Source organism: Amycolatopsis japonica (genome assembly GCF_000732925.1).
GTDB classification, from domain to species: domain Bacteria; phylum Actinomycetota; class Actinomycetes; order Mycobacteriales; family Pseudonocardiaceae; genus Amycolatopsis; species Amycolatopsis japonica.
The window spans coordinates 5,084,131-5,102,448 of record NZ_CP008953.1 but is presented as its reverse complement, the minus strand read 5'-3'; the positions used below and the strand labels follow the sequence as shown (position 1 = coordinate 5,102,448).

At 69.5% G+C, this 18,318-nt stretch carries 18 protein-coding genes and 1 pseudogene; 12 read left to right on the top strand and 7 right to left on the bottom strand.

The genetic code is table 11. The annotated features are described in order from the left end of the window. Positions 1 to 38: 38 nt before the first annotated feature. Positions 39 to 1,043, top strand: coding sequence for a glucose-6-phosphate dehydrogenase (coenzyme-F420) (gene fgd, locus AJAP_RS23510; RefSeq protein WP_037344247.1), 1,005 nt, complete (start codon positions 39 to 41; stop codon positions 1,041 to 1,043). Between the two features lie 49 nt (positions 1,044 to 1,092). Here fgd and AJAP_RS23505 read toward each other — a convergent pair whose 3' ends face one another. Then, positions 1,093 to 1,506 (bottom strand): SsgA family sporulation/cell division regulator, encoded by a 414-nt coding sequence (locus AJAP_RS23505; RefSeq protein ID WP_038515280.1) that lies wholly within the window; start codon positions 1,504 to 1,506, stop codon positions 1,093 to 1,095. Positions 1,507 to 2,043: 537 nt separating this feature from the next. Here AJAP_RS23505 and AJAP_RS23500 point away from each other — a divergent pair. The 5 genes from AJAP_RS23500 to kstD all read left to right on the top strand — a co-directional run bounded on the left by AJAP_RS23500 (position 2,044) and on the right by kstD (position 7,026). Continuing rightward, entirely contained in the window at positions 2,044 to 2,967 is a 924-nt protein-coding gene (locus AJAP_RS23500; protein WP_051972571.1) for a tetratricopeptide repeat protein, read from the top strand. 60 nt (positions 2,968 to 3,027) lie between these two features. Beyond that, entirely contained in the window at positions 3,028 to 3,534 is a 507-nt protein-coding gene (locus tag AJAP_RS23495) for a winged helix-turn-helix transcriptional regulator (protein ID WP_038515278.1), read from the top strand. Between the two features lie 56 nt (positions 3,535 to 3,590). After that, positions 3,591 to 4,109, top strand: coding sequence for an SRPBCC family protein (locus tag AJAP_RS23490; RefSeq protein WP_038515277.1), 519 nt, complete (start codon positions 3,591 to 3,593; stop codon positions 4,107 to 4,109). Then, positions 4,109 to 5,146 carry an LLM class flavin-dependent oxidoreductase gene (locus tag AJAP_RS23485; protein ID WP_038515276.1) on the top strand — a complete coding sequence of 346 codons (1,038 nt, stop codon included), beginning with the start codon at positions 4,109 to 4,111 and terminating at the stop codon, positions 5,144 to 5,146. The genes AJAP_RS23490 and AJAP_RS23485 overlap by 1 nt, the downstream gene beginning before the upstream one ends. Before the next feature lie 131 nt (positions 5,147 to 5,277). Continuing rightward, a complete protein-coding gene (gene kstD, locus AJAP_RS23480) occupies positions 5,278 to 7,026 on the top strand; it encodes a 3-oxosteroid 1-dehydrogenase (RefSeq protein WP_038515275.1) in 1,749 nt (582 codons plus the stop codon). Here kstD and AJAP_RS45360 read toward each other — a convergent pair. Beyond that, positions 7,011 to 7,193 (bottom strand): annotated as a pseudogene (locus AJAP_RS45360) (DUF1772 domain-containing protein); the annotation flags it as partial. The gene kstD and the pseudogene AJAP_RS45360 sit on opposite strands and share 16 nt — an antisense overlap. Positions 7,194 to 7,632: 439 nt before the next feature. On the opposite strand from AJAP_RS45360, the gene AJAP_RS23475 reads away from it, so the two are divergent. Then, entirely contained in the window at positions 7,633 to 8,172 is a 540-nt protein-coding gene (locus tag AJAP_RS23475; RefSeq protein WP_038515274.1) for a TetR/AcrR family transcriptional regulator, read from the top strand. A gap of 185 nt (positions 8,173 to 8,357) precedes the next feature. Here the strand turns inward: AJAP_RS23475 and AJAP_RS23470 are convergent, their stop codons facing one another. Together AJAP_RS23470 and AJAP_RS23465 are read right to left on the bottom strand one after the other, a co-directional pair. Beyond that, positions 8,358 to 9,920 (bottom strand): amidase, encoded by a 1,563-nt coding sequence (locus AJAP_RS23470; RefSeq protein WP_051972839.1) that lies wholly within the window; start codon positions 9,918 to 9,920, stop codon positions 8,358 to 8,360. Between the two features lie 349 nt (positions 9,921 to 10,269). After that, a complete protein-coding gene (locus AJAP_RS23465; RefSeq protein ID WP_038515271.1) occupies positions 10,270 to 10,962 on the bottom strand; it encodes an IclR family transcriptional regulator in 693 nt (230 codons plus the stop codon). Positions 10,963 to 11,191: 229 nt separating this feature from the next. Between AJAP_RS23465 and AJAP_RS23460 the strand changes: the two genes are divergently transcribed. Further along, a complete protein-coding gene (locus AJAP_RS23460; RefSeq protein ID WP_051972570.1) occupies positions 11,192 to 12,589 on the top strand; it encodes a serine/threonine-protein kinase in 1,398 nt (465 codons plus the stop codon). Here AJAP_RS23460 and AJAP_RS23455 read toward each other — a convergent pair. Continuing rightward, positions 12,570 to 13,427 (bottom strand): LLM class F420-dependent oxidoreductase, encoded by an 858-nt coding sequence (locus tag AJAP_RS23455; RefSeq protein ID WP_038515269.1) that lies wholly within the window; start codon positions 13,425 to 13,427, stop codon positions 12,570 to 12,572. The two genes, AJAP_RS23460 and AJAP_RS23455, sit on opposite strands and share 20 nt — an antisense overlap. Before the next feature lie 26 nt (positions 13,428 to 13,453). Continuing rightward, on the bottom strand, positions 13,454 to 14,644 hold the full coding sequence (locus tag AJAP_RS23450; protein ID WP_038515268.1) for a cytochrome P450 family protein: 1,191 nt from the start codon (positions 14,642 to 14,644) through the stop codon (positions 13,454 to 13,456). Positions 14,645 to 14,751: 107 nt separating this feature from the next. Here AJAP_RS23450 and AJAP_RS23445 point away from each other — a divergent pair, with 107 nt between their 5' ends. Further along, a complete protein-coding gene (locus AJAP_RS23445) occupies positions 14,752 to 15,828 on the top strand; it encodes a TetR/AcrR family transcriptional regulator (protein ID WP_038515267.1) in 1,077 nt (358 codons plus the stop codon). Here the strand turns inward: AJAP_RS23445 and AJAP_RS23440 are convergent. After that, positions 15,825 to 16,349, bottom strand: a complete 525-nt coding sequence (locus tag AJAP_RS23440) for a GNAT family N-acetyltransferase (RefSeq protein ID WP_038515266.1) — start codon at positions 16,347 to 16,349, stop codon at positions 15,825 to 15,827. The two genes, AJAP_RS23445 and AJAP_RS23440, sit on opposite strands and share 4 nt — an antisense overlap. A gap of 78 nt (positions 16,350 to 16,427) precedes the next feature. Here AJAP_RS23440 and AJAP_RS23435 point away from each other — a divergent pair, with 78 nt between their 5' ends. The 3 genes from AJAP_RS23435 to AJAP_RS23425 all read left to right on the top strand — a co-directional run bounded on the left by AJAP_RS23435 (position 16,428) and on the right by AJAP_RS23425 (position 18,315). Beyond that, positions 16,428 to 16,796 carry a winged helix-turn-helix transcriptional regulator gene (locus tag AJAP_RS23435; RefSeq protein ID WP_037344271.1) on the top strand — a complete coding sequence of 123 codons (369 nt, stop codon included), beginning with the start codon at positions 16,428 to 16,430 and terminating at the stop codon, positions 16,794 to 16,796. A 125-nt stretch (positions 16,797 to 16,921) separates the two neighbouring features. Further along, entirely contained in the window at positions 16,922 to 17,518 is a 597-nt protein-coding gene (locus tag AJAP_RS23430; RefSeq protein ID WP_038515265.1) for a TetR/AcrR family transcriptional regulator, read from the top strand. A gap of 35 nt (positions 17,519 to 17,553) precedes the next feature. After that, a complete protein-coding gene (locus AJAP_RS23425; protein WP_038515264.1) occupies positions 17,554 to 18,315 on the top strand; it encodes a glucose 1-dehydrogenase in 762 nt (253 codons plus the stop codon). The last annotated feature ends 3 nt before the right edge of the window (positions 18,316 to 18,318 follow it).

Here is an 18,318-nt window from a genome sequence, read left to right as displayed (position 1 = left end):
AGAGCGGAACAACCCATGAGTCCAGGTGGTGACCCCGGATGGCACTGAAGATCGGTTACAAGGCGTCGGCCGAGCAGTTCGGCCCGCGCGACCTCGTCGAGTACTCCGTACTCGCCGAGCAGGTCGGGCTGGACAGCGTGATGGTCAGCGACCATTTCCAGCCCTGGCGGCATCAGGGCGGGCACGCGCCGTTCTCCTTCGCGTGGATGGCGGCGGTCGGCGAGCGCACCGAACGGGTGGTCCTCGGCACCAGCGTGCTGACCGCGACCTTCCGCTACAACCCGGCCGTCGTCGCGCAGGCGTTCGGCACGCTCGGCAGCCTGTACCCGGGCCGTGTGCTGCTCGGCGTCGGCAGTGGTGAGGCCCTCAACGAGGTCGCGGTCGCCCGTATCGAGTGGCCCGCGTTCAAGGAGCGGTTCGCGCGGCTGCGCGAGGCGATCGACCTGATGCGCAAACTGTGGTCCGAGGAGCGCGTCACGTTCGAGGGCGAGTACTTCCAGACCACCGACGCCACCGTGTACGACCGGCCCGAGGGCGGGGTGCCGATCTACATCGCGGCCGGTGGCCCGGTGATGGCGAAGTACGTCGGCAAGCAGGGTGACGGTTTCATCTGCACCAGCGGCAAGGGGATGGAGCTCTACACCGAGAAGCTGCTGCCCGCGGTCGCGGAAGGCGCGGAGCAGGTGGGCCGCAGCACCGGCGACATCGACAAGATGATCGAGATCAAGCTGTCCTACGACCCGGATCCGGCGCAGGCGCTGGAGAACACCCGGTTCTGGGCGCCGCTCTCGCTGACGCCGGAGCAGAAGGCGGGTATCGAAGACCCGGCCGAGATGGAGAAGGCCGCGGACGCGCTGCCGATCGAGCAGGTCGCCCGGCGCTGGATCGTGACCTCCGACCCGGCCGACGCCGTCGAGCAGATCAAGCCGTATGTCGAGGCGGGCTTCAACCACCTCGTCTTCCACGGTCCCGGCCACGACCAGGAGCGGTTCCTGCGGTCGTTCTCCGAGCAGGTCGTCCCGGGGCTGCGCGAACTCGCCTGACCCGATGTCGGCGGGGCGGCACCGCGCGAGCGGTGCCGCCACCGGGCCGTCAGGACTCGGTGACGAGCTTGCCGATCTCCTGGTCGAAGTCGAACCATTCCGGCTCGGACCCGGCGGGGACGACGTCGTAGGTGCGGTCGAGGAATTCGGCCAGCTCCTGCGCCGGGGCTTCGAGCACCGCGCAGCCGTCGGGCGCGCTGAGCGCGAAGATCACGATCGAGGTGTCGTCGGCCGGGCTGATGATCACGTCGCCCTCACCCGATGGAGTGAGCAGTCCGTCCGCGAGGAGATCACGGCCGAACATCCAGCGGACCGTCCCGCCGCCCGAGTGGTAGGCCACCACGACGGCGTAGGGGTCTTCGGGGTCGTATTCGAGATCGGCCTGGACGGGGAGCGGGTCCGCACCGAAAGTGCGCAGGCCGAAGACGATCGTCCCCCGGATGAGGTCGCTTTCCTTGTCCAACGCTTCAGCCCCTTACGTTCGGTTGCTGTTGATCTTCAGCTATTGATAACGCAATGTGAAGCCTTTTCGTGACCCGAGTTGACAAGGTTCACACGTTCGGCTGAGAGCTGCGTCTCACGTGCTCACGGACGGTTCCCGGCGGGCACGTGCGGTGAGCGGCCGGAAAAAGCGATCAGCCGTGCAAAAGAAAGAGACTCCGCACGTGCATATTCCGGTGAATGAGAATAGCCAGCCGTTCGGCGGAGTGAATCGCTATTCCCCGTGGTTAACATCATTGTGCGTCGTTCACGTATTCCAGGAGATCGGCGTGGCTCCGTCCTGGACCCCGGCGAGCACGGTCGTTGAGGACAGGGAAAGGAGCGGTAATGGGCGTACGCATCACCGTCGCCATTCCCAGGCAGGATGCCGGGCAGCGGGACGCGGTTCACGGGCCGCGCGGCCGGGTGATCCCGAGATCCGCGCCGCCTTCGCCGGGTGTGGCGACCGCGCCGGCGGTGCCTCGTGTGCGGGAGCGTCGCCGTGATTGAGCGGCTCCCGATGCGGGTCGGGGAGGCCGACGTCGACCGGCTCGAGGGTGTCATCGGAGCACTTCGGGCACGCGACTACCGGGAAGGCGGCGGATCCTGCCGGGAGCTGCTGCGCGTGCTGGAGCCATACGGTGCCGCGCTGCGGCGGGGGATGATGTCCGAGCCGCTGGCCAGACGGCTGGCGGGCGTGGTCGCCGACCTGCACAACCTCAAGGGCTGGACGGAATTCGATTCCGGCCGCCCCGTGCGGGCCGAGCGGCACTTCCGTCGTGCGCTCGAACTCGCGACGGAGGCCGGCGCCGACGATCTCCTCGCCAACATCCGTTACCGGCTCGGCCGGATGTATCTGCATCACCGCACGCCGGCGGAGGCGCTCGAGCAATTCCGTCAAGGGCAGCTCGCGGCGCGCCGCGGGGGACGGCCCCTGTCGCAGGCGATCCTGTCGGCGAACGAGGCGTGGGCCTACGCGCTGCTCGGTGACGTCCGCCGGGCGCTGGACAAGATTTCCCTTGCCCCGGAACAATTCGCAGACTCCGTCGGTGACGCCGTGCCCTCGTGGTCGGCCTTCTTCACGGCCAACGACCTGGCCGCGATGATCGGCACGGTGCGCACCGAACTCGCCAGGCTCGTCGACGTCCGCCATTGCCGGGAGGCGATTCCCGCGCTCACCCAGGCCATCGACGGCTACGGCCCGGACATGATGCGCAGCCGGTCGCTGACGATGATCTGGCTCGCCGTCGACCACGTGCTGGAGGGTGATATGGACCGGGCCGCGGAGGTCGGTCTCGCCGCGATGGAGATCGCGGACGGGATCCGTTCCGCGCGGACACGAGATCGTTTGAAGCCACTGTCGGAAAGCGTGCGGAAGCGAGTCGGCGATATTAATGCGCGAGATATTCTTGACCGGATCGCAACATTTCGAGCCAGTGCCTGAGCGCCGGGGAATAGGTGGAGGAATGACCGGATCAATTTCACCGGGCGTAGGCTCGCGGGTATGAAACGGACTTCGTTCGCGCAATGGCCGTGTTCGATCGCGCGCACCATGGACCTGCTCGGTGACTGGTGGACGCCGCTGGTCCTGCGCGAGGCGTTCTACGGGATCCGCAGGTTCGACGAGTTCCAGCAGGAGCTCGGCATCGCGCGGAACACCCTGGCCGACCGGCTGCGCCGCCTGGTCGGGGAGGGGTTGCTGGAAAAGCGCGCCTACCAGGCCGACCCGGTCCGTTACGACTACGTCCTGACCGAGAAGGGCACGGATTTCTACGGCGTGCTCGCCGCGATGTCGCGCTGGGGCGACCGCTGGCTCGCCGGGGAGGCCGGGCCGCCCGTCACCCTCCATCACGAGACCTGCGGGCAGGACACGCACGCGGAGGTCGTCTGCGCGCACTGCGCCGGGCGGTTGACCGGGGAGAACACCCGCGCGCGGCTCGGACCGGGCTACCCGCCGAAGCTCGCGGATCGTCCCGATGTGGTGCGCCGTTTCGCCGCGCAGGAGGTTTGACAACGTAAGTCCATCTACGCAACTATCGAGGTCACGAGCATGGGAGGCGGGCCACGATGGAGTGGACGGGCGCCAAGTACGCCGACAAGCCGACGGTCGAGGTCGAGGCGTGGGTCGACGCCGTCCCGGAACGGGTCTGGTCGATCGTCTCCGACGTGCGGCTGATGCCGGAGATGAGTCAGGAGCTCCAGGCCGCCGAATGGTGTGACGGCGTGGAAGGCGCGGCCGCGGTCGGCAGGCGGTTCGTCGGCCGCAGCAGGCACGACGCGCTCGGGGAATGGGAGACCACGTCGCACGTCGTCGAATGCGACGAGCCGCGCGTGTTCACCTGGGCCGTGCACGACGCCGAGACGCCCACGGCGCTGTGGCGCTTCACGCTGGAGCCCGAGAACGGCGGGACGAAACTCCGGCAATGGATGCAACTGGGGCCGGGGCGGTCGGGTCTGTCGCTGGCCATCGACCAGATGCCGGACAAAGAGGAGAAGATCGTCTTCGTCCGGCTGCGCGAGTTCGAGAAGGCGATGACCGGGACCCTCGCCGCGATCAAGGAGCGGGCCGAGGCGGGCGGCGCGTGATGCGGACGGCGACCACGGTCGAGGCTTCCCGTGGTCCGCGGGAGACGCTGGATTTCGTGCTGGAGGCGGAAAAGCTTGGCCTCGACGACTGCTGGGTCGCCGAGGCGTGGGGATCGGACGCGCCGTCCGTGCTCGGCTACCTCGCGGCGCGGACGGAGCGGATCCGGCTCGGCTCGGGCATCATCCAGCTCGGCACCCGGACCCCGGTGGCGATCGCGCAGGCCGCGCTGACGCTTTCGGAGCTTTCCGAGGGGCGGTTCGTGCTCGGGCTCGGCGCTTCGGGGCCGCAGGTGATCGAGGGGCTCCACGGCGTTCCGTTCGCCCGGCCGCTGACCCGGATGCGGGAGACGGTCGCGATCATCCGCCAGGCGTTCGCCGGGGAGAAGATCGCGTTCTCCGGCAAGGAGTTCGAGATCCCGTTGCCGGGCGAGAGCAGGCCGATGCGGCTGTCGACGACGCCGAATCCGGACATCCCGATCCATCTGGCCACGCTTTCGCCGAAGCTGCTGGAGCTGACCGGGGAGATCGCGGACGGCTGGCTGGGGACCAGTTTCGTGCCGGAAGGGGCGCAGGCCTACTTCTCGCATCTCGACGCCGGTCTCGCGAAGGCGGGCCGGACGCGGGCGGACCTCGAAGTCTGCCAAGGCGCCGAAGTCGCGTTCGCCAGGGATGAGGACGAACTGGGCGGGATGGTCGCGAGCCGCAAGGCCGAACTCGCGTTCAGTCTCGGCGGGATGGGCTCGGCGAAGACGAACTTCTACAACAACGCCTACAGCAGGCAAGGCTGGGCCGAGGCCGCCGCGGCGGTGCGGGAGCGCTGGCAGGCGGGCGACCGGGAGGGCGCGGCCGCGCTGGTGACCGACGAGATGGTGCTCGGCACGACGCTGATCGGCACCGAGCCGATGGTGGCGCGACGCCTGCGCGTCTGGCAGGACGCCGGCGTCGACACGGTCCGGCTGTACCCGGCGGGTGAGACGGTCGCCGACCGGCTCACCACCCTGGGGCGTGCGCTGGACCTGGTCCGGGCGCTGGGCTGAATGCCCGCGCCGGTTGAGGTGACCGGCCGAGCGCGGCGGTCGCCGCCTGCTCCAAGCGGGTAGAACTTGTTTCACTTTTGCCGCCGGCTGGAGAACATGACCTCGCTCGATCCCCCACGCGAGGAGGATTCATGGGTCCCGATCTCCGCCTGTCCCGCCGTCAGGTCCTGCGCGGCACCGGGCTCGCGCTCGCTTCGGGACTGCCGTTGGCGGGGACGGCTTCGGCGGGCTCGGCGGTGGTCGGCGAGTACGACGTCGTCGTGGTCGGCGCGGGTGCGGCGGGGATGACCGCCGCGCTGACGGCGGCCAAGCGGGGGCTCAGCTGCGTGGTGCTGGAGAAGGCGGCGAAATTCGGCGGTTCGGCCGCCCGGTCGGGGGCGGGGATCTGGATCCCGTGCAACCCGGTGCTGGCGCAGGCCGGCGTCCGCGACACCCCGGAACAGGCCGCACGGTATCTGTCCGCCGTGGTCGGACCGTCGATCCCCGCCTCGCGGCAGGAAGCGTTCCTCGCCAACGGCCCGGCGATGCTGTCCTTCGTGATGGCCAGCAGTCCGCTGCGGTTCCGGTGGATGGAGGGCTACAGCGACTACTACCCGGAACTGCCCGGCGGGATGCCGGACGGCCGCTCGATCGAACCCGACCAGCTGGACGGGAACATCCTCGGCGCCGAACTGGCCAACCTGAACCCGCCGTATCTCGCCACGCCCGCGGGCATGGTCGTCTTCAGCGCGGACTACAAATGGCTCGCGCTGGCCGCGGTCAACCCGAAGGGCGCCGCGGTGGCGGCCGCCTGCCTCGCCCGCGGCACGGCCGCCGCGCTCGCCGGGCAGAAACCGCTCACCATGGGGCAATCGCTGGCCGCGGGACTGCGGGCCGGGCTGCAGCGTGCCGGTGTCCCGGTCTGGCTGAACACGCCGCTGACCGATCTCGTCATCGAGAACGGGAAGGTCACCGGGGTGGCCGTCGCGGCGGGTGTGGTGAAGGCGCGGCGAGGTGTCATCGTCGGTTCAGGCGGGTTCGAGCACAACGCCGCCATGCGGGCCGAGTATCAGCGCCAGCCGATCGGTACACAATGGACTGTCGGCGCGCGGTCGAACACCGGCGACGGGATCCTGGCCGGAAAGCGCGCCGGGGCGGCACTGGACCTGATGGACGACGCCTGGTGGGGCCCGGCGATCCCGCTACCCGGCGAACCGTACTTCTGTCTCGCCGAACGGACCCTGCCCGGCGGGCTGATGGTGGACGCTGCGGGCAAGCGGTTCGTCAACGAAGCGGCGCCGTACAGCGACGTCGTGCACACGATGTACGACCGCCATCCGACGTCGCCCACCATTCCCGCGTGGCTGGTTGTCGACCAGCACTACCGCAACCGGTATCTCTTCCGCGACGTCGCGCCGCTGCTGCCACTTCCCGATGAGTGGTACTCGGCGGGCGCGGTCAAGAAGGCGTGGACCGTCGAATCACTCGGCACCGCGATCGGTGTCCCGTCGCAGGCGTTGCGCGCCACCGTCAACCGGTTCAACGGGCAGGCACTGTCCGGTGTGGACAGTGACTTCCATCGGGGCGACAGCGCTTACGACCATTACTACACCGATCCGTACGTCTTGCCGAACTCGTGCCTCGCCCCGCTCTGGGAACCGCCCTTCTACGCGTTCAAGATCGTGCCGGGAGACCTCGGCACCAAGGGTGGGATGCGCACCGACGCGCGGGCGCGGGTGCTGCGGGCGGACGGTTCGGTCATTCCCGGGCTGTACGCCGCCGGGAACGCGAGCGCGGCGGTGATGGGCAACAGTTACGCGGGCGCGGGGTCGACGATCGGGCCGGCGATGACCTTCGGGTACGTCGCGGCGAACGACCTCGCCGATCAGGCTTCGAGCTGACGCGTGCGGTCCGGGAGCTTGAGCCGTGAGACGACGATGACGAGCGCGAAAGCAGTCAGGGCCGCGACGGTCCGGATGACGTTGTAGGTCTCCCAGCGATCGAGGATCGCCGCGTGGTCGGCGGGTGCGGTGGTGACGGCCCAGACTTTGATCCGGCCGTTGATCGGGACGTTGCCGAAGCCCCCGCGAGCAGACCCGTCGACAGGAGAGCGACGCCGGTGACGAGATCCGACCTGAACTTTGACATGGCGTCAAACTTAGCTGGCGTGGGTAAATCTGACAACGTGTCGGAGTTAGCGTGGGGTGGGCGTCGGTACAGGTGGTCGTGAGTGGCGTTTCAGGTTAGAACCCGAAACGCCACTCACGACCCACGCGAGACCGCACTCACGTGATCGAAGCCGGAACTCGCGTGATCAGAGGCGGAACACTCGAGTGCGGCCTCCAATCACGCGAGTCACGTGCCTGATCACGTGAGTCACGCCTTCGCTCACGCCGCGCCTGGGTGCCCGGTCCGTGAGCGGTCACCTTCGCGTTCCCGCCAGTTGTCGCGTGAGCACCCGTTAAGGTGAGGCGTTCACGTGGCATCAAGGGCTGGGGGGGTCCGCCATGATCAACAAACGTGCCTATCACCACGGGGATCTCCGTCGTGCGCTTGTCCTCGCCGCGCGGGAGCTCCTCGTCGAACGAGGTCCGGAGGGGGTGAGTCTGCGCGCCGCGGTCGCGAAAGTGGGTGCGTCCACCGCGGCGCCGTATCGGCATTTCCGCGACAAGGACGCGCTGCTGGTGGCGGTCGCGCTGGAAGGGCATGCCGAGTTGCAGGGGTGCTTGCAGGGTTGCGGCGCCGGGACGGTGACCGCGCTTGGGCACTCGTACCTCGGCTTCGCTCTCGAGAATCCCGCGTTGTATCGCTTGATGGCGGGCGCCGGGATCGGTGACCGTGCCGCGTATCCGGAATTGGCCGAGGCACACCGGGAGACCTGTGCGCTGCTGGCCGATCGGGTGGGGGAGCGGAACGATCCGGGCGGCTTCGCCGTCACGCTCTGGTGCCTGCTGCACGGGCTCGCCACGCTCGTGATCGACGGTCACGTCGAGCGCGATTCCGCCGTGGCGGAGGCCGAGCGCAGTCTGGGGCTCCTGGTCCATTAGGCGACGCGCACTGTGTGGATTTCGGGGCGTTGGATGACCAGAAATCCACACACCCTTTACTCACGGTGACCCTCGCCGTCCATCGGTCATGTCGAGTAGTCGCAGGAGCGGCGGCGCGGTCCCTCGGCGACCGATCGTGAGTGATCCGGGCGTTCAGACGACCCGGATCACTCACGAACCCGCACTCAGCCGATCGACGGGATGTAGGTCGGCAACCGCCGGACCTTCGTGTCCTGTTCGAAGGCGTACGCGATCGCCAGCAGCGACGGTTCGCTGAACCGCCCGCCCATGATCGACAGTCCCAGCGGCAACGGCCCGGCGTACGCCATCGGAACGGTCATGTTGGCGTAGCCCGAAACGGCCGCCGGGCCGGACGAGTCGATCAGCAGCGCGCCGTCGCCGACGCCGAGTTGCGTCTTCCACGCCGCGTTGTTCGTCGGCGCGACGATCGCGTCGAGTTTCGCGCCGCGCAACGTCTCGTCGAGGCCCCGCCGGGCGGCGCTCGTCGCGGCTTCCCGCATCGCGCGGTACGCCGGATCGTTCAGATCACCGGTGGTTGCCTGCGAGCGGTCCCAGAGATTGTGGGTCCAGTACGGCATTTCGACCGCCGCGTGGTCCAGGTTGTACTGGATCAGCCCCGCCAGGTCGGCGGGATGCTTGCCGCCGGTGGAGGCGAGGTAGGCGTTGATGTCGTGTTTGAACTCGGTCCTGATCGCGGGGAATTCGTTGGCCGCGATGACGTCCAGGTACGGGATGGTGATCTCGACCGTGGTCGCGCCGAGCTTCCGCAGCCTGGTCAACGCCTGCTCGAACGCCGCCTTCGTGGTGTCGTCCGGGGTGTAGACCTCACGCCAGATACCGATCCGCTTCCCGCGCAAAGCGTTGGGGCGCAGGAACTTCGTGTAGTCGTCGAGGGACTGCCTCGCGGCGTCGACGGTGATCGGGTCGCGACGGTCGGCGCCGTTGAGGGCCGCGAGCAGGATCGCGGCGTCCACCACGTTGCGCGCCATCGGGCCGGCGGTGTCCTGCTGCTTCGACACCGGCACGATCCCGCTGCGGCTGACGAGCCCGAGGCTCGGCTTGACGCCCACGATGCCGTTGGCGCCGGACGGGCAGCTGATCGAACCGTCCGTTTCGGTCCCGACGGCGACGGTCGCCAGGTGCGCCGCGACGGCGACCCCCGGGCCGGACGACGAACCGCACGGGTTGCGGTCGAGGACGTAGGGGTTCGCGGTCTGGCCGGCGAGCGGGCTCCAGCCGTTCGACGAGCTGGTGGAGCGGTAGCTCGACCACTCCGAAAGGTTGGCCTTGCCGAGGATGACCGCCCCGGCCTCGCGCAGGTTCTCGACCACGCCGGCGTCACGGTAGGGGCGCGACTCCAGCAGCGCGGTCGAGCCCGCGGTGGTCGGCTGCCGGTCCGCGGTGTCGATGTTGTCCTTGAGCAGCACCGGGATGCCGTCCATGGGGCCCTTCGACCGGTGCCGGTGCCGTCGCACGTCACTCTCCGCGGCGAGCCGCAGCGCGTCCGGGTTCGTGGAGAGCACGGCGTGCAGCGTCGGGTTCAGCTTGCGGATCCGCTGCAGGTAGAAGGCGGTCAGCTCGACCGAGGACAGCCGTCCGGAGCGCATCGCCCGCTGCAGGTCGGGGATCGTCGCCCGTTCCAGGTCGATCCCCGCCACGACGGGGCGGCCGGACCGTTCCGCGGCCCACGCCGGGACGGCCGTGGTGACGGACGCAACGGACACCATGACGAGGAACGCCGCCACGGCCGCGCCACGTCTTTTCAAGGAATGTCTTGTCAAGGAATTCCCTCCTTGGTCGAAAGAATTCCTGAACAGTACGTGCGCCGCTCCGTTTCGGAAGTGCCCGGAAAAAGCCGCGGATGGTGATTTAATCGCCGCGTGAACGCCTCGTCCGGTAGGCGACCGGTCACGCAAACGGCCTGTGGCAGGCGGGTTTACTCGATTTCTGTACGGGGCGGCACCGGTCGCGGACACACGGTGAGGCGATTTCCGGGATTTCGTCGGAAATATTCCGCCCGCATTCAGGTGGCCGCCCGCTTGCCGTGTTGGTCGGGGATTGTTCGGGGTTCGCCGATCATCCGGCGCGGTTTCGCCCGGTGCTTTCGGCGAGCGCGGTACCGAAGGAGCGGGCGCTGCTCGCCAGCGCGGTGACCGCGGAAACCGGGTCGCGGCGGACGGGGAGGACCGCGGCGAGTGCCGCGCCGACCCGGCCGTCCGGGGTCCGGACGGCGACGGCGGCGCAACCGAGTCCCTCGGCGATCGTCTCCGACTCCGCCGCGAACCCGTTCGCGCGGATCTCCAGCGCGTCGGTGTCCGGTTCGGCGAGCGCCGGGTGATGGGCGGCGAGGAGCCGCCCGGCGGCGGTCCCGGGCGGAAGCGGGCTGCCCGGCCACACGGGAACGTCGTCGGCGGGGAGGACCGCCCCGGCCGCGACGAGCGCGCGCCCTTCCCTCGGCACCACGAGCACCAGGCTCGCGCGCATCCGCGCCGAAAGCACCGGCAGCCATTCCTTGGCCAGGTCCCGGAGTTCGGGCTGCCAGCGCCGACCGAGCCGGAACACCCGCGAACCGATCCGGTAGCCACGGCCCGCCCGTTCCACCGCGCCCAAGTCGGCCAGCTGGTCCAGGAGCCGGTGCACGGTGGTCTTCGGGAGCCCGGTGGTCCGCACGAGCTGGGTCAGCCCGGCCTGCCCGCCGTGCTCGTCGAGTGCTTCCAGCAACGTGAACGCGCCTTCGAGCACGCCGCGTCCGCCAATGGTCTCCCGCATCGCCGCCCTTTCCCGGAAACAGGCCACACCGGAGAAGTAAAGTGCGCCTCCGGCCTGCCGGGATACGAACTTCCGGGCAGCCGATGGGGCGGGGTTCCGCTGAACGGCCCATTCGCCGACGTGACCGACACCGCGCCGCGAACCACCCTGCCGGGTCCGGCGTCCCGGCGCGTTCCTGGCATGCTGGCAAGGTTCGCGCGAACACCACAGCTCCAGGGGGACGTCGATAATGGAGGAGATCCGCCGCCTCGCCGATCGGTTCGATCTCATCGAGCCCGTCGGCGGTGGCTCCATGGGCACCGTGTGGCGGGCGCGCGACGAGAACCTGGAGCGCACGGTCGCGGTCAAGGAACTCCTTCTGCCGCACGGCGCAGGGGAGGAGAAGGCCGACGAGGCCAAGAACCGCGCGCTGCGCGAGGCCAGGATCGCCGCCCGGCTGGTGCATCCGCACGCCATCACCGTCTTCGGCGTGATCGACGAGCAGGACCGTCCATGGATCATCATGGAGTACCTGCCCTCCACCAGCCTCGCGGAGAAGCTGCGTGAGGGGCCGATGGAGGTCGACGACGTCATCCGTCTCGGCATCCAGCTCTGCTCGGCGCTGGCGGCCGCGCACCGGGCGGGCATCGTCCACCGCGACATCAAGCCCGGCAACGTCCTGCTGGGCGACGACGACACCGTCAAGATCACCGACTTCGGGATCTCGCGGGCGATGGGCGACGTCCAGCTCACCGCGACCGGCGAGATCTCCGGGACACCGGCCTTCCTGGCGCCCGAGGTGGCCCGCGGCGAGGACGCCACGTCCGCTTCCGACGTCTTCTCGCTCGGCGCGACGCTGTACACCGCGCTCGAAGGCGGCACGCCGTACGGCACGGCCGAGAACCCGATCGCCTTGCTGTACCGCGCGTCGAGCGGTGAGATCACCCCGCCGACCAGGTCCGGGATCCTCACACCGCTGCTGAACCGGCTGCTCGACGTCCGGCCGGACAGCAGGCCGACGATGTCCGAGACCGAGCGGGAGCTGCGCGCGCTCGCGGCGGGGGAGCCGACGACGCTCGTCGCGGAGGAGCCGCCGCCGAAGGCGCGCAAGGGAATGCTGATCGGCGTGCTCGCGGTGTTCCTCGTGCTCGCGGCGGCCGCCGCCGCGGCCGTGGTCGCGGTGCTCAACCGCGACGACGACGCCTCGACGGGGCAGGCCCCGCCGCCGGCTTCCCAGTCGCAGTCCGCGGCGCCGACGACCTCGGAGCCGGTCGCGCCGCCGCCTTCGCCGTCCTCAGTGCCGCCGTCGACGCCGCCTCCGTCCTCGTCCTCCTCGGCCGCGCCGCCGCCCGCGCAGACACCGGGGCAGGCGCTCGCGGCCTACTACTCCCTCATCCCGGGGAATCTTCAGGCGGGCTTCGCGACGCTCAGCGACAACTTCAAGCAGACCAGGAACCAGAGCTTCGAGCGGTACTCGAACTACTGGCGGCAGTACAGCTCGGTGACCGTGTCGAACGTGACCGAATCCGGCACCACGGTGACGGCGACGCTCACTTACGTGAAGGCGTCGGGCGGGACCACGACGGGGCGGGAGACCTTCGTCCTGGTCCAGAAGGACGGCCGCTACCTCATCGACTCCCAGCACTGAGGCCGAGTTTCCCGGCGAGGCGCTGAAGCCAGGCCTCGACCTCCTCGGGTGAGCGGTCCGGCAGACCGAAGATCGTCTCGGTGACCCCGGCCGCTTCCAGTTCGGCCAGCTTTTCCGGATCCGGGCGGACGCCGAGCGCGGAGATCTCCGGCTCCCCGGCACGGCCCTCTTCGTGCCAGATTTCGCGCAGCCGCCGCGCTTTGGCCTCGATGTCCGTGTCGCCGGGCGTGGTGAGCCACCCGTCGGCGGATTTCGCGATCCAGCGGAACGTCTTCTCCGTCGCGCCGGCGCCGACGATCACCGGGATATGCGCTTGGGCCGGTTTCGGCCACGCCCAGCTGGCGCCGAACGAGACGAACTCGCCCGCGTACGAGGCTTCGTCCTGCGTCCAGAGCGCGCGCATCGCTTCCAGGTACTCACGCAGCACCGTCCGGCGTTTGCCGCCGGGGACGCCGTGATCGGCCAGTTCGTCGACGTTCCAGCCGAAGCCGACGCCGAGCGTGACCCGCCCGGCCGAGAGGTGATCGAGGCTGGCGATGGTCTTCGCCAGCGTGATCGGATCGCTCTCGACCGGGAGGGCCACCGCCGTCGCGAGCCGGATCCGCGTGGTCACCGAGGCCGCCGTGGCCAGGGCGACCCACGGGTCCAGCGTGCGCAGGTAGCGGTCGTCGGGGAGCGACGAGTCGCCGGTGCGCGGATGCGGAGCCTCCCGTTTGACCGGGATATGCGTGTGTTCGGGCACGTGGAAGGCGTCGAAGCCCGCCGCTTCGGCCGCCCGCGCGGCCGCCGCCGGACTGATGCCCCGGTCACTGGTGAACAGCACGATCCCGTATCTCACGGGCGGTCACGCTATTAGAACGTGTTTCAGTTTGCAACCGTGGCGTGCAGCGTGACCGGCAGGGCGTTCAGCCGCCAGGTGCCCGGGTCCGGGATCCGCAGGAGGCCGTCGGCGAGGGCGAGATCGGGGAATCTGCGCAGCAGGCCGGTGAGCGCGACTTCGACCTGAACTCTGGCCAGTGAGGCACCGAGGCAGAAGTGCGGCCCGTGGGCGAAGGCGAGATGCCATGCCGGTCCCGCCGCGCGCCGGATGTCGAAGACGTCCGGGTCGGGGAACGCCCTGGGGTCCCGGTTCGCCGCAGCGATCGCGACGGTAACAGGTTCTCCTTCGGGGATGAGGACGTCGCCGATCCGGACGTCCGTGGTGGCGAACCGGGGGAGGGTCAGCAGCTGCGGGCTCTGCCAGCGCATCACCTCCTCGACCGCGCCGGGCATGAGCGTCGGGTCTTCACGGAGTTCGGCCAGCTGCTCGGGATGGGAAAGCAGGGTTTCGACCGCGTTGGCGATGAGATTGCCGGGCACCTGGCCGCCCAGTACGAGTTGCCAGACCAGCGCGACCAGCTCGGTTTCGCTCAGCCTGTCGCCGTCTTCGGCCTGGATCCTGAGCAGTTGCGAGAGGACGTCCTCGGCCGGTTCGAGCTTCCGTTTCGCGATGGCCGCGAGTGCGCCCTCGACGATCCCGGGGACCGCTTTCGCGAGCCCCGCCCCGTCGCCGGCCGAGACCAGGGCGCCGTACTCACGCCACCGCGGGCGGTCGGCTTCGGGGATGCCGACCAGAGCGCAGATCACGTCCACCGGCAGCGGGCGCGCGAACGCGGTGACCAGGTCGATCCGGTCTTCTCCGGCGAGTTGGTCGAGGAGGGTGTCCACGAGCCGCCCCATCCCCTCGCGGAGCGCCGCGGCCTTGCGTGGGGTGAACGCGGGGGCGACCAGCCGTCGGAGCCGGAGGTGTTCCGGGCCCTCGACCTCCTGCATCGTCCGCATGTACGGGCGGCAGTGGTCGGGGATGTCCATGCGCTGATAGCTGTTCGGGCTCAGGGCGAAACGCGGGTCACTCAGCATCTTCCGTGCTTCTTCGTGGCGCAGGACCGCCCACATCGAGAACCCCGGCGCGGAGAGTTTGGCGATCGGGGAGCGCTCGCGGACGGGGCCGTAGGCGGTGAACGGGTCGCGCAGGACCTCGGGGTCGGTCAGCAGGATCTCGGGAACTTCGGACAAGGCGGCTCTCCCAGTTCGGATGTTCAAATCAGATGTTCTCATCATCTGAATGGTCAAGGTATCTTGATCCGGGTTCGAGAGCAATCGTGCTGGCTGACGGGAGGCCGATGGTCCGGCTGAGCAGGGCGGAGACGCAGGAGCGCAATCGCGCGAAGGTGCTGGCCGCCGCGCGCGACGAGTTCGCGGAGCAAGGCTTCCGCGACGCCAAGATCGACGTCATCGCCGAACGGGCGGAACTCACCCGGGGGGCGGTCTACTCGAACTTCCCGGGGAAACGCGCGCTGTACTTCGCCGTCCTCGCCGAGCTGGCCGAACGATCCGCCGGCGCGCCGCACTCCGTGCCCGGCGAGACGCTCGAAGGTGCGCTGGGCGCGCTGGCCAGGGCTCGGGTGGCGGCGCTTCCCCTGGACGACGATCAGGCGGGTCTGGCCCGCGACCTTATGCCCGAGGTCCTCGCGGACGAGCACGTCCGGCGCCCCTTCGCCCAGCTGGTGAAGCTCAACGGGCTCCTGCTCGGGCTCGCGCTGGAGCGCCTCGACCCGCCGGAGCGGACAGCGGGATCGCCGATCCCGCGCCGGGTCCGGCTCGCGGAGACCGTGCTGACCACGCTGCACGGCGCCGGCCAGCTGGCGGCCACCGCGCCGGGGCTCGTCGAGCCCTTCGACGTCGTGAGCGCGTGCGAACGGCTGGCGGGGCTGGCCTTCAACGACTGGTGGGCGCCGCCGGTGATCGCGCCCACGGCGCAGGCCGCCGACCGGCCGTGGTCACCGCCCGGGGCCGTCGACCTCGTACGCGCCGAATCCTTCGTGCCCGGCGACGGCGTCGTCGTCGTACTGGGCACCCATCGGCTGGCCGCCGCGGAAGAAGCCGTCCGCGCCTCGGGTCGCGACGTCACCGTCGTCGCCGTGACGAGTGATCCCGACGAGCTGGTGCCGCTGACCCGGCTGATCGTCGCGGAACTGTGCGGCGGCCTGCGGCAGGCCTTCCCGGAATCGTCGTGGCCGGGCGTGCGCGTGGTGTGCGACGCGACCGGGACACTGGCGGCCGCGGCGGGGGTGCTCGCGGTCAGCGACGAGACCGAGGCCGCGATCCGGGTCGAACGGGGCAGGATCGTCGCCACCGCGGACGGCCGCGGCGCGGGGCACGCCGTCTCGGGCGAAGTGTCCCGTGTGGACAGTGCCTAGATCGTGTCCGTGTGGCGGATCCGGTACACCTGCAGGCGCAGCCCGTAGTACTTGTCGGTTTCCCCGACCCACACCATGCCGAGCCGTTTCGCGGTCGCGATGGCACGCGTGTTGTTCGGGCGGGCGACGGCGAAGAGTTCGTCCGTGTCCTGGGTGAACGCCCAGCCGATCAGCGCACGGGCGGCCTCGGAGGCGTAACCCTCGCCCCACGCGTCCGGATGCAGCTGCCAGCTGATCTCCAGGTCCTCTTCGTACGGTGGCAGCAGATGGATGCCGAGCCCGCCGACGACCATGCCGTCTTCCTTGCGCTGCACCGCCCATCTCCCGCGCGGCGGCACGAGATTCGGCTGCGCCTGCTGCCAGGCCTGCAGAACCGAACGCATGGCCGCCGCGTCGGTCACCCGGTCCATCGCCGGGGTGAGCCAACGGGTCACGTCGGTGGTGCCGTAGATCGCCAGCGCGGCTTCGGCGTCGTCCTCGGACCAATCACGGACGACGAGCCTTTCGGTGGTCAAGTCCATAACAGAACGTTACGCGCACAGGTGGGGTCATGGGGTGTCCGGATCATGACAACTCGGCAACCCGCGTACCTTGGCCTCATGCGCGCCGACGCCTCGACCACACCCGACCAGGCCTGCCCGATCGCCCCGGTGGTCGACCTCGTCTTCAGCCGCTGGACAACGCCGATCCTGTGGGCGCTCAACGAATTCGGCAGGCAGCGGTTCGTCGAACTCGAGCGGCGCATCGGCACGATCACGCCGAAGGTGCTGACGCAACGGCTGCGGCAACTGGAACGCGACGGTCTGATCACCCGGACCTATCACGCCGAAGTGCCGCCCCGGGTCGAGTACGAGATCAGCGACCTCGGGCGGAGCCTGGCGCCGCTGTTCGCGACCCTCGCGGACTGGTCGACGGAGAACCTGCCGAAGGTGGAAGAGGCGCGGTCGGCTTACGACGCCGGTAGTTGAGCGGCTTCCGCTGCGTCTCCGGGCGGTTTCGCGTGACCGCGGGGACGACACACGTGATCAGACGGACGACTCGTAGCCAACCCGCTTATTTGACCGATCGGTCCAGATGCGGTTAAGCTCCTGTCATGTCCCGGGTGAAGGAATTCGACGTCGACGCGGCCTGTGAAGCCGCACTGGAGCTGTTCTGGCGGCAGGGCTACGAGGCCACCTCGGTCAGTGACCTGGTCGCCGAGCTCGGCATCGGCAAGGCGAGCCTGTACGCGACCTTCGGCACCAAGCACGAGCTGTACCTGACGGCCTTGAATCGCTACATCGCCCGGGGCAACGAGCGGTTCGTCGAGGACTTCGCCGGGCCGGGGCCGGCGCTCGCGGGAGTGCGACGGCTCATCGACCGCTATCTCGCCGAAATCCTGGGCGAATCGGGTCGCAAAGGCTGTTTCGTGGTCAACGCCGCCATGGAGATGATGCCGAAGGATCCCGAGGTCGTGCGGGTGATCGAGCGCAGCTGGGACGCGCTCGAACTGGCGGTGCGGATGGCGTTGAGCCGCGCGAAGGCGCAGGGCGAACTCGACGCCTCCGCCGACCCGGAAGAGCTGGCCGGCTTCCTGCTCACCGTCCTGCAGGGCATGCGGGTGCTGAGCAAGGGGCCGGATCCAGCGGCGCGGGCCAAGGCGACGGCGAGGCAGGCCATCGCGGTTCTCGAAGCCGCTCGCAAACACTGATAATGGAACGATCGGACCAGAAAGTGGTAACCACTGTGGGGAAGCGATTCAACGGCAAGGTCGTCCTGGTCACCGGCGGAGGATCCGGGATCGGGCGCGCCACGGCGGCGGCCTTCGCGCGCGAAGGCGCTCAGGTGGTCGTTTCGGGGCGAGACGGCGAGAAGCTGCGTCAGACCGTGAAGGAGATCGAGGCGGACGGCGGAACGGCCGACGCGGTGACCGCGGACGTGAGTGTCGGCTCCGAAGTCGAGCGTCTCGTCGCCGAGACGGTGCGCAGGTACGGCAAACTCGACGTCGCGTTCAACAACGCCGGCGTCCTCGGCAGCCCCGCGCCGACGGCGGATCTCGACGAAGACGGCTTCGACGCCGTCGTGCGGACGAACCTCACGGGCACCTGGCTGTCCATGAAGCACGAGATCGCCCAGATGCGGAAGGGCGGTGGGGGAGCCATCGTCAACATGTCGTCCAACGTCGGCTCGCACCACCGCCTGCCGGGAATGGCCGCGTACGCCGCCTCGAAGGCCGCCGTGGACGTGCTGACCCGGACCGCCGCCCGTGACCACATCGCCGAGGGCATCCGGATCAACGCGGTCAGCCCCGGCGCCACCGACACCGGTATGTCGTTCCGGCCCGGCGAGTCCGAGGCCGACCGCGCCGCCCGGCTCGGCGCGGTCATCCCGCTCGGCCGGATCGGCGCGGTCGAGGAGATCGCCGCGGCGGTCCTCTGGCTGGCTTCCGACGAGTCCGCGTACGTCGTGGGGCACGACATCGTCCTCGACGGCGGCGCCAGTGCGTGAACC

What these genes read in the sequence shown, in the direction of transcription:
- AJAP_RS23460 (WP_051972570.1), top strand. Translation starts at nt 11,192, where the DNA reads ATGGAGGAGATCCGCCGCCTCGCCGATCGGTTCGATCTCATCGAGCCC.
- AJAP_RS23475 (WP_038515274.1), top strand. Translation starts at nt 7,633, where the DNA reads ATGATCAACAAACGTGCCTATCACCACGGGGATCTCCGTCGTGCGCTT.
- AJAP_RS23490 (WP_038515277.1), top strand. Translation starts at nt 3,591, where the DNA reads ATGGAGTGGACGGGCGCCAAGTACGCCGACAAGCCGACGGTCGAGGTC.
- AJAP_RS23435 (WP_037344271.1), top strand. Translation starts at nt 16,428, where the DNA reads ATGCGCGCCGACGCCTCGACCACACCCGACCAGGCCTGCCCGATCGCC.
- AJAP_RS23465 (WP_038515271.1), bottom strand. Translation starts at nt 10,962, where the DNA reads ATGCGGGAGACCATTGGCGGACGCGGCGTGCTCGAAGGCGCGTTCACG.
- AJAP_RS23440 (WP_038515266.1), bottom strand. Translation starts at nt 16,349, where the DNA reads ATGGACTTGACCACCGAAAGGCTCGTCGTCCGTGATTGGTCCGAGGAC.
- AJAP_RS23495 (WP_038515278.1), top strand. Translation starts at nt 3,028, where the DNA reads ATGAAACGGACTTCGTTCGCGCAATGGCCGTGTTCGATCGCGCGCACC.
- AJAP_RS23500 (WP_051972571.1), top strand. Translation starts at nt 2,044, where the DNA reads ATGCGGGTCGGGGAGGCCGACGTCGACCGGCTCGAGGGTGTCATCGGA.
- AJAP_RS23430 (WP_038515265.1), top strand. Translation starts at nt 16,922, where the DNA reads ATGTCCCGGGTGAAGGAATTCGACGTCGACGCGGCCTGTGAAGCCGCA.
- kstD (WP_038515275.1), top strand. Translation starts at nt 5,278, where the DNA reads ATGGGTCCCGATCTCCGCCTGTCCCGCCGTCAGGTCCTGCGCGGCACC.
- AJAP_RS23485 (WP_038515276.1), top strand. Translation starts at nt 4,109, where the DNA reads ATGCGGACGGCGACCACGGTCGAGGCTTCCCGTGGTCCGCGGGAGACG.
- AJAP_RS23445 (WP_038515267.1), top strand. Translation starts at nt 14,752, where the DNA reads ATGGTCCGGCTGAGCAGGGCGGAGACGCAGGAGCGCAATCGCGCGAAG.
- AJAP_RS23470 (WP_051972839.1), bottom strand. Translation starts at nt 9,920, where the DNA reads ATGGTGTCCGTTGCGTCCGTCACCACGGCCGTCCCGGCGTGGGCCGCG.
- fgd (WP_037344247.1), top strand. Translation starts at nt 39, where the DNA reads ATGGCACTGAAGATCGGTTACAAGGCGTCGGCCGAGCAGTTCGGCCCG.